The sequence below is a fragment of the Microcoleus sp. N9_A1 genome (assembly GCF_036701795.1).
Taxonomy (GTDB): domain Bacteria; phylum Cyanobacteriota; class Cyanobacteriia; order Cyanobacteriales; family Microcoleaceae; genus Microcoleus.
In genome coordinates this window covers 41,603-60,044 of record NZ_JAUBRI010000050.1, presented here as the reverse complement: position 1 = coordinate 60,044, position 18,442 = coordinate 41,603, and the positions used below count along the sequence as shown (strand labels likewise).

General features: G+C 45.5%; 12 protein-coding genes. 7 read left to right on the top strand and 5 right to left on the bottom strand.

Features of this window, described 5'->3' with window-relative positions:
* Nucleotides 1–34: 34 nt before the first annotated feature.
* Nucleotides 35–664: a hypothetical protein gene (locus QUA58_RS21460; RefSeq protein WP_333395822.1), complete on the bottom strand. Its 630-nt coding sequence runs from the start codon at nt 662–664 to the stop codon at nt 35–37.
* A gap of 346 nt (nt 665–1,010) precedes the next feature.
* Here QUA58_RS21460 and QUA58_RS21455 point away from each other — a divergent pair, with 346 nt between their 5' ends.
* From QUA58_RS21455 to QUA58_RS21435, 5 genes are all read left to right on the top strand, one after another.
* Nucleotides 1,011–1,589 (top strand): hypothetical protein, encoded by a 579-nt coding sequence (locus tag QUA58_RS21455; protein WP_333257037.1) that lies wholly within the window; start codon nt 1,011–1,013, stop codon nt 1,587–1,589.
* Nucleotides 1,590–1,941: 352 nt separating this feature from the next.
* Nucleotides 1,942–2,979 (top strand): M28 family peptidase, encoded by a 1,038-nt coding sequence (locus QUA58_RS21450; RefSeq protein ID WP_333395820.1) that lies wholly within the window; start codon nt 1,942–1,944, stop codon nt 2,977–2,979.
* Between the two features lie 199 nt (nt 2,980–3,178).
* Entirely contained in the window at nt 3,179–5,035 is a 1,857-nt protein-coding gene (locus QUA58_RS21445; protein ID WP_333257031.1) for an ABC-ATPase domain-containing protein, read from the top strand.
* A gap of 170 nt (nt 5,036–5,205) precedes the next feature.
* Complete coding sequence (locus QUA58_RS21440) at nt 5,206–7,566, top strand: FHA domain-containing protein (RefSeq protein ID WP_333257028.1); 2,361 nt, start codon at nt 5,206–5,208, stop codon at nt 7,564–7,566.
* Entirely contained in the window at nt 7,563–8,012 is a 450-nt protein-coding gene (locus QUA58_RS21435; protein ID WP_333257026.1) for an EVE domain-containing protein, read from the top strand. The genes QUA58_RS21440 and QUA58_RS21435 overlap by 4 nt, the downstream gene beginning before the upstream one ends.
* An 84-nt stretch (nt 8,013–8,096) precedes the next feature.
* On the opposite strand, the gene QUA58_RS21430 is transcribed toward QUA58_RS21435, so the two are convergent.
* From QUA58_RS21430 to QUA58_RS21415, 4 genes are all read right to left on the bottom strand, one after another.
* Complete coding sequence (locus QUA58_RS21430; protein ID WP_333395818.1) at nt 8,097–9,137, bottom strand: glucokinase; 1,041 nt, start codon at nt 9,135–9,137, stop codon at nt 8,097–8,099.
* A gap of 66 nt (nt 9,138–9,203) precedes the next feature.
* Nucleotides 9,204–10,622: a transposase gene (locus QUA58_RS21425; protein WP_333257021.1), complete on the bottom strand. Its 1,419-nt coding sequence runs from the start codon at nt 10,620–10,622 to the stop codon at nt 9,204–9,206.
* Between the two features lie 47 nt (nt 10,623–10,669).
* Entirely contained in the window at nt 10,670–10,819 is a 150-nt protein-coding gene (locus tag QUA58_RS21420; RefSeq protein ID WP_333276727.1) for a hypothetical protein, read from the bottom strand.
* 68 nt (nt 10,820–10,887) lie between these two features.
* Nucleotides 10,888–12,954 (bottom strand): amylo-alpha-1,6-glucosidase, encoded by a 2,067-nt coding sequence (locus QUA58_RS21415; RefSeq protein ID WP_333395826.1) that lies wholly within the window; start codon nt 12,952–12,954, stop codon nt 10,888–10,890.
* Between the two features lie 316 nt (nt 12,955–13,270).
* On the opposite strand from QUA58_RS21415, the gene treZ reads away from it, so the two are divergent.
* Together treZ and treY are read left to right on the top strand one after the other, a co-directional pair.
* Nucleotides 13,271–15,094: a malto-oligosyltrehalose trehalohydrolase gene (gene treZ, locus QUA58_RS21410; RefSeq protein WP_333254804.1), complete on the top strand. Its 1,824-nt coding sequence runs from the start codon at nt 13,271–13,273 to the stop codon at nt 15,092–15,094.
* Nucleotides 15,095–15,327: 233 nt separating this feature from the next.
* Nucleotides 15,328–18,123, top strand: a complete 2,796-nt coding sequence (treY, locus tag QUA58_RS21405) for a malto-oligosyltrehalose synthase (protein ID WP_333395825.1) — start codon at nt 15,328–15,330, stop codon at nt 18,121–18,123.
* The last annotated feature ends 319 nt before the right edge of the window (nt 18,124–18,442 follow it).

Genomic DNA, 18,442 nt, shown 5'->3' with positions numbered 1-18,442 from the left:
GACTGAAGTCCCCCGTGTCGCTTACCTCTCAGGGCTAAAGCCGCTGAGTTTCCCGCATCCCGTATGAATTTTTATGACCGCCCGGGGTTGTCGCAATTATCGAGACGTTCATTTCCTCGCAAATATCGAGAGCATATTCGGCAGTTTGCTGCAAATCTTGGGTCATTTGGGCAATAGTATGCCAGATATCCAGTTCTTTTTTTGGATACAACACTTTTTCTCCTTTTGGTAGCTTGTCATTCTCTGTTTCAGACTTCGGCTTGATTAACCTCATCGTCTTGGATAAGCTATTTACTGTTTTACCCCTGATTAATAATGAGATTAATACAAAAATAAAAACCAGAAAATGACCGATTATGCTTAACCTAATAGTAGGTTCTTTTCTAGGAGTATCCTGAGATTGTATATAATTGTAAGTCGGTAATTGTACTGCCTCAATTGGGGATAACTTATCCAAAAATAATGCGGGACTTGCAGAAGTAAGGGGGCGAGATGCCGATCGCAAATAGCTATGTTTCTGAGACTGAATCAAAATTCCTTCTACAGGGGGAGTGCCATGCCTATCTCCTACACTTGTCGGTAATATTTTTGGATTTATGCCACATTTCGCAGCAAAAATAGCAACCGCGAAATATCCTAACATTAATTGAAAAATTATTTTCACTTGCTCTTCTTCCTAATTTTCAATAAATCATTTTCTGGCAATCCTAAATCTTAAAAAGTTTAGCAGGACTTGCTCTGTCATAGGAAAATCCAGCCAACCTTAATTTATGTTGACTTGTAAATTAAATTTTACCCAGCTAATAACTTAGCTTTATAACTAATTACAATTTTAATCTTAATTTAAAATGTGTCATCAGCCATTGTGCCACAAATTATCCGCCATTCTGCCTAGACACCGGGTGGAAGCGCGCTAAAATTAGATAATTCCCGTAAGCAGGCGACCGGGATTTGTTAGAAAAATAAACAATTAGCTTAAAATCGATGCAGAGGTCCCCCTAATTGAACCCATGAGTCAGACCATCCCAGAACTCCAAAAAGAAGTCCGCGCGCTGCAAGCAGAAGTTACCGCCCTGCAAGAGTCGCGGGAAAAACTTGCCGTACAGCGCTCTGAGTGCCGAGTGGCAGTCAGTTTTCCCAAAAATAATACTCCTGAAGCTATTGCTGAGTTCCACCAGCAAACTGCTGCTTTTGGGGAGCAGTGGTTGCAGCAAATCCAGGAAATTGACCGAGAGACTAAAAATATTGAAAAGCAACTGCAACAAAAACAGGCTTTAATGAATTACAAGCAAGGTGAACTAGACAACTTGCTTGCCGGAGAGCACTGGCAAGAAGTAGAAAACCACGTTCAAACCGGGGAAAAACGCTTGCAAGCACAAGCTCGTAGAATCAATCAAGCAGCAGCGCAACTAGAGACAGAAATTCAAGCTTTAAAAGCACTGTACGACCAACTCAATCCGAGTTATTCCGAGTGGTTTCAACAACCAACTCAAATAGTTGAATTTTCTGCAAAAACTATTCCTTATGCTTTTCCCAGCAGCAGTGGCTTGATCTTGGATAATAAGGAGATTGAGTGGGAACAAAAGTAGTTTTGACTTTTAAATTTTAAAGGTAAATTAGTGATTTTAATGTCGCCGTCGAACGCTCAAATAAGCAAGACAGATTCGACGGCAACATCCCAAGGCTTTTACCTGCTTGTTTAAATCCAAAATACAAAACTGCCTCTGGCACAGCTAATTTTAAGATTTGTGAGTTTCATTTTTGGAAACAGGTTTGTTTGTAACTCTAGTGTCAACCTACAATCTAAAATACAACAGTTCTGGACGCATCAACCGGGTTTTACGAAAAGACTTTGTTGCAGCCCTCGCTGACGCTAAAACACCAGGTTGATGAGAGCGAGGAGTGCGTAAGCCCTGTCTAAAATCTCAAATAGACTTACTGATGAAACAATTGATTTGGATAGCGCTATTTATTCTGGTTGCGGTGGTGGCTGTGGGTTGGCGTTCTGACTCGTGGCATCGGTTGTCGGCTGTACCAGAATTTTGGGTCGATAGCAATATCCACACTTCCCAAAACCCGTCTCCCTTACCGCTTCCGGCTGAAAAAAATACTTTTTTTCAGCCGGAAATTGACCCGTCCCGGCTGTGGAAACACGTCGAGACTTTAGCAGGAGAACGCGATGGAGAACGAGATCGCTCTTTTACTAGAGACTACATTTCCCAGCAATTGCAAACATTAGGATTTTCCGCAGATTTGCAGCGGTTCGATCGCGGAATCAACGTCTTTGCTGAGAGAAAAGGCACTGACTCAAACGCCGGTGCAATTTTAGTGGCAGCACACTACGATACTGTACCAAACTCCCCAGGGGCTGACGACAATGCGACGGGAGTTGCTGTAGTTTTAGAAGTAGCAAGATTGCTGGGTTCTCGCCCCAGGCCTCGGACATTGCAAGTAGCATTTTTCGACAGGGAAGAACTCGGACTTTTAGGCAGTTTAGCATTTACAGGTAGCGACGCGCGGTTAAAAAATTTGCAGGGAGCGATCGTCCTAGATATGGTAGGTTATGCCTGCCACACCCCCGGATGCCAGCAATATCCCGAAGGATTGACAGCGCAACCTTTTCTAGAAGCATCGGGGGTAAAATCTCCTGACAAAGGCGAGTTTATCGCTGTGATTGGGGATGCGGAACATCCGCTGCTATTGAAAAGTTTTGCGGAGTCGGGAAAAGCCGATTTGCCGCCGGTGGTGGCGCTGCCGGTTCCCCTGAAAGGGTTGCTGACTCCCGATGTTTTGCGGAGCGACCACGCGCCTTTCTGGTATAAAGGAATTGGTGCTGTGTTGGTGACGGATACTGCAAATTTGCGATCGCCCCACTATCACCAATCTAGCGATACCTTAGCAACTATCGATCGACCTTTTTTCGCAGGTTCTGCTCAAATTGTTGTTAATGCTACGGCTAAATTATTGGAAATTCGGTAATTGGTAATCGGTAATTGGTAATTGGTAATCTACTCGTTACCAGGCTCTGCCTGGTAACGCATATCGGGAGGCTCTGCCTCCAATTTTCCCACCCGAAGCAAGCGAGGCAGAGCCTCTGGAAATCGGTTCCTAGGCAGAGCCTAGGAACCAGCTAAAATAACAAATTAATTAATAAAAAATAACCAATAACCAATAACAAATGACTAACAAAGAAAGCCTACAACGGCATTTACTGCAACTAGACAATCGAGGCTACAAAGCCTACAAAGACATTCAAGGTAACTACGACTTTTCTGAATTCACATTAATTATTGATTACGTGCAGGGAGATCCGTTTGCTTCTCCCAGTAAATTTAGAGTCATAGTTCCCCCCAACATTGCTCAAATTCCCCGCGAATTTTTCAGTTCTCGCAGTAGAGAAATAGCCCTGCGAGATTACCTAACTCGCCAGTTTGACAAAGCCGCATACAGCAATAGCAGCAAACGCGGTACTGGCAAAAGCGGTATGATTGCAGTGACTGGCTTCGGACAAGAAGTTTTAGAGCGAACTTCGGCATTTATCATTTCCTCCAATACATCCGATATCGAAGATTTAGGAGGAGTTGAACTGCGATTTGCCGTCGGACTTCCAGCGGGCGGGCGCAGTATCTTAGGGCGACAAGCTGCTGAAATGCTGTGCGAAGATATTCCGCGAATTGTCAGCAATTCTCTCAAATATCCTCACTTAAATGCTGCGGAATGTCGCCGTCACGTTGAAACCGTAGAAGATGCTGACTGGCTGCGGCTGCAATTAGCTGAAAAAGGATTAGTTGCGTTTGTTGCTGATGGTTCTATTTTACCCCGCCGCAGCGGTGTTGACAACAGCCCTTTGTTAAATAATGCTGTGGCTTTTCAGTCGCCGCCGTCGTTAAAAGTTGACTTGAATTGTCCGAATCGCGGTTTGATTTCCGGTATGGGTATTCCCGCTGGCATTACTTTGATTGTTGGCGGCGGCTATCACGGCAAATCTACTTTACTAAGGGCGATTGAGTTGGGAGTTTACAACCGAATTCCGGGAGATGGCCGAGAATTTGTGGTGACTAATCCGGCGGCGGTTAAAATTAGGGCAGAAGATGGCAGAAGTGTTGCGGGAGTCGATATTTCGCCTTTTATTAACAACTTGCCACAAGGTAGAGATACTGCACAATTTTATACTGAAAATGCGAGCGGTAGCACGTCGCAAGCTGCTAATATTATTGAGGCTTTGGAAGTGGGGAGAAGGAAGTTCGGCAACGGATTCTGTAACGGATTTAACGGATGTCAGTCCGATGGAAGTCGGAAGAAGGAAGAAGGAAGAGGGAATGAGGAACAGGAGAGAAGTAAAAAGGAACAGGGTTTAGTGCCTGTTTTATTAGTTGATGAGGATACGGCGGCGACGAATTTTATGATTCGCGATCGCAGAATGCAAGAACTCATCGCTAAGGATAAGGAACCGATTACGCCGTTTATTGATAAAGTTAAACAGTTGTACGCAGATTGCGGCGTATCGACTATTTTAGTCATGGGGGGAAGTGGCGATTATTTTGATGTGGCAGATACTGTGATTGCAATGGATAACTTTCAAGCATATAATGTGACGGAAAAAGCTAAAAAAATTGCTATAAATTACTCGATTAGCCGTGCTGCTGAAGGGGGAGAAACTTTTGGTGAGATTACTCAAAGAGTGCCGATTCCTGCTAGTTTAGATCCGAGTCGGGGACGGCGAGATGTGCGGGTGAAGGTGCGGGATGTTGATGAATTGGCTTTTGGAACTGAGGATATTGATTTGGGTGCTGTTGAGCAAATTGTGGACAGCGGACAGTTAAGGGCGATCGCTGCGGCAATGGTTTATGCTAAGCAGCAATACATGGACGGAAAACGCACTTTATCGGAAATTATCGATTTGGTGATGGCAGATATTGACGCGCAGGGGATGGATATTTTATCGCCTTTTCCTGAAGGGGATTTTGCCATGTTTCGACGGTTTGAATTGGCGGCGGCAATTAATCGGCTTCGTAGTTTGTCGGTTGACAGTTGACAGTTGACAGTTGACAGAATGAATAGGGAATAGGGAATAAATAATATAGATGTAACGTGCGCGGAAGACGATAGTATATACATTTTGCATGAGTTCTAAAATAAATAAGTAGATTGTTGCCATACTTTTGATATGCTGACAAAAGTGAGTGCAAAAACCGCGATTGAAGTATGACAGGCAATATAGGACAACTGACTGCTTTAAGCGATCGACCGTATTTAGTATTAAGCAATCAAGGCGAGATTTTACAGTTAGAGTTAAAACAGCAGCAGCACGTATTGGGGCGCGATCGCACTCGTGCTGATTTAGTCATTCCCGAACCCTGGCGCGCAGTTTCCGGCGTTCACGCTGTTTTGCGCCAAATTGGGGATAATTACTGGATTTACGACGGTGACGGGCAGCGGCCGAGCACTAATGGCTTATTTGTCGATCGCACTCGCATCACTCCCAATGACGGTTATTGTCTGAAAAACGGCACAGAAATTAAAATCGGTCTCGATCCTCAAAATCAAGTTTTGCTGACTTATTTTAATCCGCTGCCGAATCAGGTTGCTGTCCCTAGCAAGCAGTCAATTCTTCTTAAGAATCGGTCGGTTTTGTTGGGTCGCGATCCAAACGCTTCGCTGCAATTAGATGCGCCGCTTGTTTCTAGACGCCACGCCACAATTGACCAAGACAGTCGCGGCAATTATATTTTGCGAGACCACAGCGTTAACGGGGTTTTTGTTAACGGTCAGCGAGTGACAAATTCTGTACAGTTGTCCGAGGGAGATGCAATTCGGATCGGCCCGTTTACTCTAACTTACCGCAGCGGTGAGTTGCAGATGCAAGACTCCGGCCATCAAATTCGTTTGGATGCTGACAGTCTGGTGATTCCGAAGCGTTTGGATAACATCACTTTGGCGATCGAACCGGGGCAGTTTGTGGCTTTAGTCGGCGGTAGCGGCGCGGGGAAATCTACTTTAATGCGGACGCTTTTAGGCATTGAAAAAACTACTAACGGCGCTGTGTTTCTCAACGGCGACAACCTGCGCCAAAACTTCAATATTTACCGCAATCAAATCGGTTACGTGCCTCAAGATGATATTGTACACGCAGATTTGACAGTAGAAGAAGTCTTGAGTTATGCAGCTAAATTGCGCTTACCTCCCGATACAGATGTCAAGCAGGTAGTCGCCAAAACTTTAGAAGATATTGAAATGACTCACCGTCGCAAGGCTTTGGTAAAACAGCTTAGCGGCGGACAGCGGAAGCGGGTCAGCATCGGAGTCGAACTGTTAGCAGACCCGAAACTTTTCTTTTTAGACGAACCGACTTCAGGACTCGATCCGGGTTTGGATAAGAAGATGATGCAACTGCTGCGAAAGTTGGCAAATCAAGGCCGAACGGTGATTCTGGTGACTCACGCGACGGCAAATATCACGATGTGCGATCGAATCGTTTTTATGGGTCGCGGCGGACGCCTTTGTTACTTCGGCCCGCCTAGGGAAGCGCTCGATTTTTTTGATGTCAAAACTGGCGATTTTGCAGACATTTACAACGAATTAGAAACAGGAGAAACCAACGTTCAAAGCTGGGCAGATAAGTTTCGCAGTTCTCCATATTATCAGCAATACATTGTCAATCACTTCAGCACAGGCAACGCTAATACAAAAATACCTTCAGCACCTTCTCTGCCAAAATCTCAATCTTTTGTAAAACAACTCGTTTTGCTTGCCCAGCGTTATTTTCAACTCGTTTCCCGCGACTTAGTTAACTTAAGCTTAGCTCTTTTAACAGCGCCGATCGGCATTAGTTTACTGCGGCTTGCAGTCAGAGATAAAGACCCATTAATTGGCGCGCCGGAGGCCACTTTAGCACCTTTGGCGTTGCGAGTTTTGTTTGTATTTACCTGTGCGGCGATTTGGGTGGGACTGGCAACTTCTCTGCAAGAAATTGTCAAAGAATCAGCTATTTATCTGCGAGAACGTTTGGTCAATTTAGGATTGTTTGCTTATTTAGGTTCAAAAATTTTTATACTTGCTGGTTTGGCAGTATTGCAAACGCTGTTAATGGTAGGAGTTATTCTGATTGCTTTTAAATCCCCCGAACCGAGTTTGATTTCCTGGGCGATGGGGGCAACTATTACCACATTCCTAACTTTGATGAGCTGCATAAGTCTCGGATTAGTCGTTTCCGCGATTGTTAAAAATAGCTCTCAAGCTAATAGCGCTTTGCCTCTATTATTGCTGCCTCAGATTATTTTTTCGGGAGTTTTGTTTAAGATGGAAGGTGCGGCGAGCAAGTTTTCTTGGCTGATGTTAAGCCGCTGGTCTGTGGGTGCTTACGGCTCTTTAGTTAATGTGAATGCGATGGTTCCCACACCTACTACATTACCGGATGGGAGTACGCTTCCTCAGCCGTTTGAGCCTACTCCTGTTTACGATCCAACTTGGGAAAATTTGGGTTTAAACTGGGGTATTTTGTGCGTGCATATTTTCGTTTATTTGATGTTGACTCTGTGGTTGCAGAAGCGGAAAGATATTTTATGAATTATTGGCTGATGAAGTCGGAACCGGATGTTTATAGTATTGCGGACTTGAAGGGCGATCGCACTTCGATTTGGGACGGCGTTCGCAACTATCAAGCTCGCAATTTCCTGCGACAAATGAGTCGGGGAGATTTAGTATTTTTTTACCATTCTAATACTAAAATACCGGGAATTGTCGGCTTAGTGCGCGTCGTTGAAACTGGGATTGCCGATCCGAGTCAGTTCGATATGAATAGCGAATATTACGATCCTAAATCGCAGTTTGATGCGCCTCGTTGGCAAACTGTGAAAGTGGAGTTTGTTGAGGAGTTTGCTAAGTTAATATCTTTGGATGAACTGAAACAAAAGTTTAGTGCTGATGAGATTTTGGTTGTGAGAAAAGGCAATCGGTTATCGGTGATGCCGATATCTGAAGGTGCTGCTGAGAAGATTTTGAACATGACATAACTCTAACTAAGTATGGTGCGTCATCAGAGCGTTATTTCTTCAAATATCTAGAAGCTTAAAGGTGACGCACCATACAATTATTAACTAAAGACCTGCCGCACAAACGGCTGCTCCAATTAACCCTACATTGTCATTCAAAACCAATCGAACTGGCATCATTTCTAACAGCGAATCCATCCGGCCTTTGTGCGTAAAAGCTCGCATAAAACCCCCTTCTAGAATCAGTGGCAAAATCTTAGTAGCAATGCCGCCGGCTATATACAAACCCCCGTAAGGTAGAAGTGACACAGCCATATTTCCCGCGACAGCGCCGTAAGCTTCTACAAACATTTGCATTGTTTGTTCCGAAAGCCGATCGCACTTTTTGAGTGCCGCCTGTGCAATTGTCGCCCCCGGATCGACAGTCTTCTCGCTTTTACCGATTTCTGACTCCCATTTTTTGATAACTTCCCCTACCTCCGACGATTCAGGGGCAAACTTTCTGTCCCGCAAAAACTGGTAAATTGAAACAATCCCTAGTCCCGAAACTACACGCTCGATCGATATTCTTTGAATGTCATGTTTTGCTAACAAATATTTTAGCAATTCAAACTCCAACTCCGAGCGAGGAGCAAAGTCACCGTGTCCCCCTTCCGAAGAAAAAACCCTGATGCCATTTGCCTCGGGAATTGCAAAACAATTTCCCAAACCAGTACCTGCACCAATCACAGCAATCGGATCGTGTTGGCGGGGTTTTCCTACTTGCAAAATGTGCAAATCTCGCTCGTCCAAACCCCACACGCCGTAGCCAACTGCAACAAAATCATTAATTAAACTAACGTGCGATATTCCTAATTCTTGTTCCAGACGCTTCGCATCCAACAGCCAAGGCAAATTAGTCAGTTTTGCAGTGTTGTTAACAACCGGGCCTGCGATCGCAAAACAAGCTTTTTCAGGCAAGGGCGCAAAATCCAATTTCATAGCAGCTTCCCTCAAGAACTGCTCCACCATCGGTACTAAATCCGGGAACTCCCCGCTCGGATAGCGAAACTCGTAAAGTGCGTTCATTTCACCCTTAACAGTCCTTTCCACTAAGCGCAAAATTGTCTTAGTTCCGCCAATATCGCCAGCTAATAATAATGCCATAAATCTCTTTTTCAACCAAAGATAACATTCCCCATGTGAACTAACCTGACGGTCAACATAGTACAGTTAGACCGCAGGCTTCTTTTTCCTTTTTGCAAAGGCTTTTTTGAGTGACGGAGTTCCCCCGCCACTTTCGTAATTCAAGCCAATCTTTCTGATAAGTTTAGCTGAATTTTCGTCTCGATCCAAAGATTCTCCACACTGACAAGAATGCCACCGTTCCGATAATTCTTTCGGGACTTTATTGAGACAGTTCCAGCAGTGTTGAGAAGTTCCTTTCGGGTCAACGAGTAAAACGCTTTTACCTAATTTCCAAGCGACATACTTCAGAACGTTGGCAAATTGCCCGTGAGCGGCATCAAGCATGGATTTATTCAAACCGCTTTTAGCTGACTGACCGTTCGGCAAATAAACCAACTTACCATTTTCAATATCAGTTTTAGGCTTGGCACGTCTAGTTAGATTCTTGACACTCAAATCTTCAATAACTAAAACATCACACTTGCTAAGGAGCTGCGGTGCTGTTTTGAATTGAAAATCTAATCTAGCTCTGGCCACGAACTGATGGAGTCTGAAAATCTTGTCCTTGATAATCTTCCAAGGTTTAGAACCCTTAACTCTATTAGCTAACTTCGCTTGAAGCCTTGCTAATTTCTCAGCCGACTTTCTCAAGAATCTCGGATTTTCAACTCTTTCGCCATTGGAAAGATAAGCGTAATTAGTGACTCCCAAATCAATACCAACAGTATTATTTTCAGTCGGTTGAATTTCTACAACCGTTACGGGAACCGTCTTATCTTCTAGCGTCAAGGAAATATACCACCCATCCGCTTCTCTGATAACACTACCCGTCTTAACTGTGAACCCTGTTGGTATTGGACGATGGAAAACCATCGGTACTTGACCTATTTTGGCAAGGCTAATACAAATCCTATTTTGCTCGTCCTTGACAATATCTAAGTTGTCTAATTGAGGGTAAGTGAAGGATTTGTAGTAGTGAAGCCCCTTGAATTTGGGCTTACCTCTACGATTGCCGTTTTTGTCGGGCGTAGTAAAGTTTGAAAAGGAAGTTTCAACTCTGTTAACGACATCTTGCAAAACTTGAGAATCCAACACTTTGTAATCACGAAACAGTTTTTTAGTGTTTTTCAGGTCGGCAAGTTGTATCGTCTGCCACTGTACATATCCGCCTTCAATGTTTGAGAAAACGTCACCTTTCTTGGTCAAAGGATTGCCTGATTCATCCTTCTTTCTGCCATCTCTAGTTTGCACTCTCGTCAAAGGAATATTTCGATAAATCTCCTCAACAGGGATTATCGAAACAACTAATGGGCAGGCGTTGATAGGTGTTCTCGTAGCTTCCCACCATCTGAATCTTTCGCCTAGTCGGTAGTTGTACTGCCGACGACAGAGTTCTAAGTGAGCCACGATCGTCGTTAGTTGGGCTTTGGTGGGTTTGAGGCGGTATTTGTAAGTTAATTGCATTTCTAAACTTCCTTTTTCGACCTTTGCATAGTATAGTTTATGTACGTCTAAAATGCAACACCGAAAATTACTATTTCAACACTGGAAAGAACATCGAAAATCAAGATGCTACCGAAGATTGATTCGTAGTAAGCAGGTCTAATTGTTGGTTTCCGTTCCTCCACCCAACGCTTCTGGACATCCCTACGGTAATTCATTCGGGGTACTTCGCGTAGCGCTCAGATTCATCCCCTCTGAATATACCGAGGGACTTCCCGGCTGGTAGTTAAACACCCACAGTATTAATTGCCAACCAAGCCCGCAGCACCTCAGCCACAGTCCAAGCTTGAGCCGTGCAGCCTCGCGGCGAGTGCGGGGCGTCGCCCTCAAAAATTTCGCCCAGACTGCCAACTCCGCCGGCTCTTATATGATGTGCCATCGGTTCTAGGAATTCGCGAGCTTGTGCTGGGTCTTTGTATACGTGCAAGTGCGCCAAGACAAACGGGCCAATCAGCCAGCCCCAAGCTGTGCCCTGGTGGTAGGCGCTGTCGCGCTGGAATTGGTCGCCTCCGTATGCGCCGCGATACTGCGGGTGCTGCGGCGAGAGGCTGCGGAGGCCGACCGAAGTGAGAAGTTGCTGGGCGCAGGCGTCCACCACGCCGCGCTGCTGGATGGGTGTCAGTAACGGTGTATAGCGGTGGGTTTCCTTTGCCCGCAGTCCCCTTGCGGATAAAGAGTTCGGAGGCGGATACCCAGTTAATAGGGGCAATGAGACGGCGAATATTTGGTTGGGCCGCAGGGAGCTATCGTGTCCGTCTGGGCCGTCCAGAACGTCGTAACAGTAACCGGTTGAGGGGTTCCAGAAGCGAGGAAATCCGGCGGCCGTTCGATCGCCCAATTGTTGGTATTCATTGTGAGGCTTGCCCAGTTTTCGAGCAAAACTTGCCATTGCTTGTATAGCATTGTACCAAAGCGCGCTGAGTTCGATCGGCTTACCAATCCGAGGCGTCACAACCCAATCGCCGATTTTCGCGTCCATCCAAGTCAGTTGCACACCCTTTTCGCCCGCGTAGATTAAACCGTCATCGGGATCGAGGCGGATGTTATACCGAGTTCCCTGTATGTGCCAATCAACAATCTCACATAAAGTAGGCCAGAGTTCGCTCAAAAGTCGATCGTCCCCCGTGGCATCGATATAAGCGCGAATTGCCTCAAAGTACCACAGAGTCGCGTCTGCGGTGTTGTATTCCGGTGCGCCGCCGGCATCGGGAAAGCGGTTCGGCAGCATTCCCCGATCGACATACCGCGCAAATGTCCGCAAAATCGATCGCGCAATTTCCGATCGCCCCGTACAGATTGTGAGGCCGGGCAAGCTAATCATTGTATCCCGTCCCCAGTCGCTGAACCAGGGATATCCGGCGACGATGGTTTTCCCCTCCGGTTCCTCGGCTACCGGCCGACTGACGATAAAGTGGTCGGCGGCTAGCACTAAGCGATCGATCCAGTCGGGAGAGTCGCTCACTTTTGACCAGTTTTGCAGCAGTTGTTGGTCATAAGTGCGGCGGACTTCTAAAGCTGTACCGCCGTTGAGTTCTGGATTTTTATCGGTGCTGGCTATCAATGTGAGAGAACTTCCCGGTGCGATCATCATGTGAAAAGTCGCCGCGTGCAAGTGATCCTCGCAGTAGTCCAATCCGCGGCGCTTTTCGGCTGCCAAGTCAAATCCGTAGTACCAATTGTATAAGGGCGCAGAGACTCGAAATGTGGCCTCTGGTGCGGCATCTGTCAGCAGGTACAGGGGTGCAGCCTTGGGAAATGCAGTCACGCAAACCCCGCGTTCCAAGGTTTGTAGGCTCATCTGCCAGTCGCCGGCGCTCGTTGTGTGGTGGTAGTCGCGGTAGTTGACTAGGGCTTTGACGGCGAGGGCGATCGGTTGTGAGGCGCGGTGCAAGCGGTATTGAATATACGTTGTGTTAGCACCTTGCTGCATCCAAATCCGCTTTTCCAGGATAGCGTCGGCGAGAGCAAACCTCCAAACAGGCGTCGTGCCTTCTAGGTGAAAGCTTTCGATGTAGTTGTAGCCGTGAGGTTCGATCGTGCTGTCGGCCCAGCGGTTTGTATAAAGCGGATAGGCGCGATCATTATACACAGCCGTCTCGTCCAGCTTGGCGAGCATCAAAGTGCGTCCCAGCGGGGGTTTGAGGGCGGCTACCAGCAAGCCGTGATAGCGGCGGGTGAGGAGACCCGCGATCGTCCCGCTAGCGTAACCGCCGATCCCGTTTGTCACCAACCACTCCCGAGACTCCGCCGAGTCGAGATTGCAGCAGATTTCCCGTCCAAAAGCCATAACCATAAAATCCACACTCGTGCTGATTTTTGACCTACCTTTAGGTAGATTTTAGACATGATATCAACCAGAAATATTAACGCTTCCAGGCCGTTAATTTGGCGATCGCCCCCGTGCGGATTCATGCTCTAATTTAGACATAACTAACCGCTACTTGTGGCCGTTACACAATTTTAGCCTTTGATGCCTCTGTCTAAAGTTAGTTGTTTGTTATATTAAGTAATATTACCGTCTAAACAGGCGCTGAACGTTAAGGGCAAGCATTTGATAGCGCGTCGGGCGATCGAACTACCAACCTATTTTATAAGGAGAACAACTCAAAGTGAAGATAGGATCAAATTACCTCGGCAACAACCAATGTGAATTTACCGTTTGGGCGCCCACCATCAAACAAATAGCAGTCCAAATTGTTTCTCCAAAAAAACGCCTGATACCCCTGCAACAATCGGCAGAAGGTTATTGGCAAACCACAGCTACAGACATCGAACCAGGAACCCTTTACACTTACCAAATCGAAGGAAAAACCGACCGACCAGACCCAGCATCAAAATATCAACCTCAAGGCGTACACGCCCCGTCGCAAGTAATAGATGAAAATATCTTTACTTGGACAGACACAAAATGGCAAGGCGTGCCGCTAGCCGAAATGATTATTTACGAACTGCACGTCGGCACATTCACCCAAGCCGGAACATTTGAAGCAATAATTCCCCAGCTCAAACAACTTAAAGAATTGGGAATCAACGCCATCGAAGTAATGCCAGTAGCCCAATTCCCCGGCGAGCGAAACTGGGGATATGACGGCGTATATCCCTACGCAGTTCAAAACTCCTACGGCGGCCCCGATGGCTTCAAAACACTCGTCAACGCCTGCCACGAACACGGTATTTCAGTAATTCTCGATGTAGTTTACAACCACCTCGGCCCCGAAGGAAATTATCTCAGGGACTTCGGCCCCTACTTTACCTCAAAATACGGCTCGATTTGGGGAGACCCCCTCAACTTCGACGACGCCTACAGCGACGGGGTACGCAACTACTTTCTTGAAAACGCCCTCTACTGGTTTCGAGACTATCACATCGATGCCCTGAGATTAGATGCAATTCAAGCAATATTTGAAGTAGGTGCAAGACCTTTTTTACAAGAACTATCCGATGCCACAGCCGATATTTCCCAAGAACTAGGACGGCAACTTTATTTAATAGCCGAAAGTGACTTAAATGATGTCCGCACTGTACGTCCCAAAGAACTCGGCGGCTTCGGACTAGATGCCCAATGGTGCGATGATTTCCACCACGCACTACACGCCTTGCTCACCGGAGAAGACGACCGATACTACCAAGATTTCGGCAAGTGCGAACACTTAGAAAAATCATTCAAAGAAAGCTTTGTTTACTCCGGCCAGTACGCCCCCCACAGAAAGCGGAAACACGGCAATTCTGTTAAGGATGAACCGGGTCATAAATTTGTGGTGTTTGCCCAAACCCACGACCAAATCGGCAACCGCATTTTGGGAGACAGACTATCCAAAATAGTTGATTTTGAAGGATTGAAACTCGCCGCCGGCACAGTCTTGATTTCTCCCTACATTCCATTCTTTTTTATGGGAGAAGAATACGGAGAAGAAGCACCATTTTTTTACTTCGTTTCCCACTCCGACGAAAACTTAATTGAAGCTATCCGCAAAGACAAACAACAAGAATTTAAAAGCTTTGAAGGCCGAGGCGAGTTTCACGACCCCCAGAGTCCTGAGACTTTCGATAAGTGTAAGTTAAACTGGGAAAAACAAAGCGAAGGCAAACACAAAATCCTTTGGGAATGGCACCAACATCTGATTCAACTGCGGCGGACAATACCAGCCCTTAAAAAACTCGACAAAAACAGTCTAGAAGTGTCCAGCATTGAAGCGGAAAAAATCTTATTTCTACGTCGCTGGACAGATGACAGCCAGATATTCTGCATTCTAAACTTCAACACGCAAGATGTCGCTTTTACGGCTGCACTGCCCCAAGGCAACGGTCACAAAATTTTAGACTCTGCTGATGAAAAATGGATGGGTTCAGGTTCTAGCTTGCCTGAAAAAATAAATCCAGAGCAAAAATTGACCATTAAACCGCATAGTTTCGCACTCTATGAATTAGAGTAATTAAAACGGGAGGCAGAGCCTCAAATACAGGCGTTTCCTAGCAGAGCCTAGGAACAAGCAACAGGAGGCAGAACCTATCTCGTTCTCAGCCTCTGTCGCGGAATCTAGTCCCACAAGAAACGGGAGGCAGAGCCTCTCTCGTTCCCAGCCTCTGCCTGGGAATGCAGTCGAGGAGGCTCTGCCTCATATATTAAAAGAGAAAACCCTAAAAAACCAGGAGTAAAATTAACATGATGAGAATTCCCACAACAACTTATCGGATTCAATTTCATGGAGGTTTTAACTTTGAAGCCGCCAAACAAATCCTTAGCTATCTAGAAGATTTAGGAATTACCGACCTTTACGCTTCACCGATATTTAAAGCCAGAAAAGGCAGCTCTCACGGATACGATGTCGTTGACTCAAATCAGCTCAATCCCGATTTGGGAACATCAGAAAATTTTGAATCCCTCACATACGAAATCAAGAAACGGAACATGGGATGGCTGCAAGATATTGTCCCGAACCACATGGCTTACGACACTCAAAATTTATTGCTGTTAGACGTATTGGAACACGGGCCAGATTCCGACTATTTCGATTACTTCGATATTGAATGGAATCATGCTTACGAACATCTCAGGGGTCGAGTGCTGGCTCCGCTGCTGGGCAATTTTTATGGAGAGTGTCTGGAAAATGGCGAGATTCAACTCAAATACAGCGAAATTGGGCTGACCATCAATTATTATAGCTTAAAATTGCCAGTAAGAATTGAATCGTATGCTAAATTTATCAGTCATAATTTGGGGCATTTGGCCAGAGAATTAGGCAGACGCCATCCAGATTTTATCAAGTTTTTAGGAATTCTTTATTTGATTAAAAATACACCTTCAGAAACTAAAGGTAAAACCAGATACGATCAGATAGCTTTTGTCAAAGGACTGCTGTGGGAACTATACAATCAAAATCCCCTTGTGCAGGAGTTTATCGATGAAAATATCAATTTTTTTGCCGGAGAAAAGGGAAATTCTGAAAGCTTTAATCTGCTAGACGAATTGCTTTCCGAGCAGTTTTACCGTCTGTCTTTCTGGAAAGTGGGGGCAGAAGAAATTAACTACCGAAGGTTTTTTACAGTCAACGAACTGATTTCGGTAAAAGTTGAAGAGATTAAAGTTTTTCACAAAAACCATGCTCTGATATTCGACATGGTTGATGAGGGAAAGTTTACCGGATTGAGAATCGACCACATCGACGGACTGTACGACCCCACAGAGTATTTGAAACGTCTCCGGGAGAAAACCGGAGATACTTACATCACTGTTGAAAAGATTCTGGAACACGAAGAAGATTTGCCCTCATATTGGCCGATTGAGGGAACTAGCGGCTACGACTTTTTGAATTACGTAAACGGCGTTTTTTGTCGGTGCGATCGCGAGCAGCAATTTAGTGAAATATATCAGAGATTTACTCGCTTGACCGTTCCCTACGAACAGTTATTTTTAGATAAAAAAGGGCTGATTGTTGAGAAAAACTTGGCGGGAGATGTAGACAATCTAGCTCAACTTTTGAAGAATATCTCCGGTCAATCGAGACAGGGAAACGACTTTACTCGTCCCGGTTTGGAAAAAGCATTGGCGGCGATTTTGACAATTTTTCCAGTCTACCGAACTTACATCAATCAAGATGGTTTGAGAGAGTCCGATCGCACTTACGTAAAATATGCGATCGCCCATGCCAAAGAACAAGTACCGCGACTTCTTAAGGAACTTAAATTTATCGAAACGGTGCTGTTGCTGGAAGAAGAAGAAACCCTAACAACCGAACAAAAAGAGCAGCGCCGGCACTTTGTAATGAAACTCCAGCAGTTGACAGGCCCATTAATGGCAAAAGGCGTTGAAGACACGCTTTTATACGTCTACTATCGGCTTTTATCCCTCAACGAAGTGGGAGGAAATCCCAGTCAGTTCGGCGTGTCGCTGGTAGATTTTCACGAGTTTAACAAACAGCAGCAAGCTGCTTGGCCACACAAAATGAATGCGACAGCTACCCACGATACCAAACGTGGTGAAGATGTGCGAGCCCGAATAAACGTTTTGTCAGAAATTCCCGATGAATGGGAACAGCAAGTCAGGTCTTGGAGAGAGGTAAACTCTTCTAAGAAAGTCAACTTTGTGAATCGAATGGTTCCAGATACTAATGACGAATACTTCCTGTACCAAACTCTGCTCGGCAGTTTTCCCTTTGAGGGAATTGAAAACACTGATTATGTCGATCGCCTGAAAGATTATGTGATTAAAGCTGTCCGCGAAGCCAAAGTTTATACGGCTTGGCTGAGACCGGATAACGACTACGAAGCTGGTTTTATGACCTTTGTCGATAGCGTTCTCGAACCTTCGGAACAAAATCAGTTTCTCAACAAATTTAAACCTTTCTGGAAAAAAGTAGCTCATTACGGAATTTTCAATTCTTTATCTCAAACGCTGCTAAAAATTACGGCGCCAGGGGTTCCCGACATTTATCAAGGGACGGAATTCTGGGATTTAAGCCACGTCGATCCGGATAACCGCCGTCCCGTTGATTTTGACCGCAGAATCGAGGTTTTGCGGGAAATTAAAGAGCAAGCTCAGACGGATATTTTGCAACTGGTTGAAGATTTGATTGCGACGCGAGAAGACGCGAGAATTAAGTTATTTTTGACGGCAAGAGCGCTAGAAGCGAGAAAAAAATACTTGCAAGTTTTTCAATCAGGCGATTATCTGCCCCTGCAAGCAGTTGGCACGTTTAAAGATAATGTTGTTGCCTTTGCCAGAAGCTTTGGAGAGACTACAGTTATTGTCATTGCTCCCCGGTTTTTGACGGGAATTGTCAAACCGGAAGAAATGCCGATCGGCAAACAAGTCTGGAAAGATACTAATCTGGAATTATCCGAGCAAATGCCGTCGGTTTGGAAAGATGCAATTACAAATCAGGCGGTAGAAAGTAACGGTACGCTGGCCATTGGTGAAGCTCTGAGTTACTTTCCTGCAGCTCTGCTGATCGGTAAAAAATAGCAATGAAAAGCTGGAAAATTCTTGAATTTTCCGAGATTCCCAGGAGGCGGACTTGAGGCTCTCCCTCAATAATATATTCCTTCCCAGGCACAGCCGGGAAGTAAACTGATAGGGACACGGCATTGCCGTGTCCCTTTTCAGAATTGATATTAAACCTGATTTGAAGCCAAAAAACCGATCGCCCCTACCAACCAAACAAAATTTATACAACAAAGACGGCAAATACAACACAACGTATACGGTTTGCCACAATACCCGAATGGATCGCACACCGTACATTGGGAAGAGTAAAGAAAAGCAGTCAACTACTGTAGCGGTG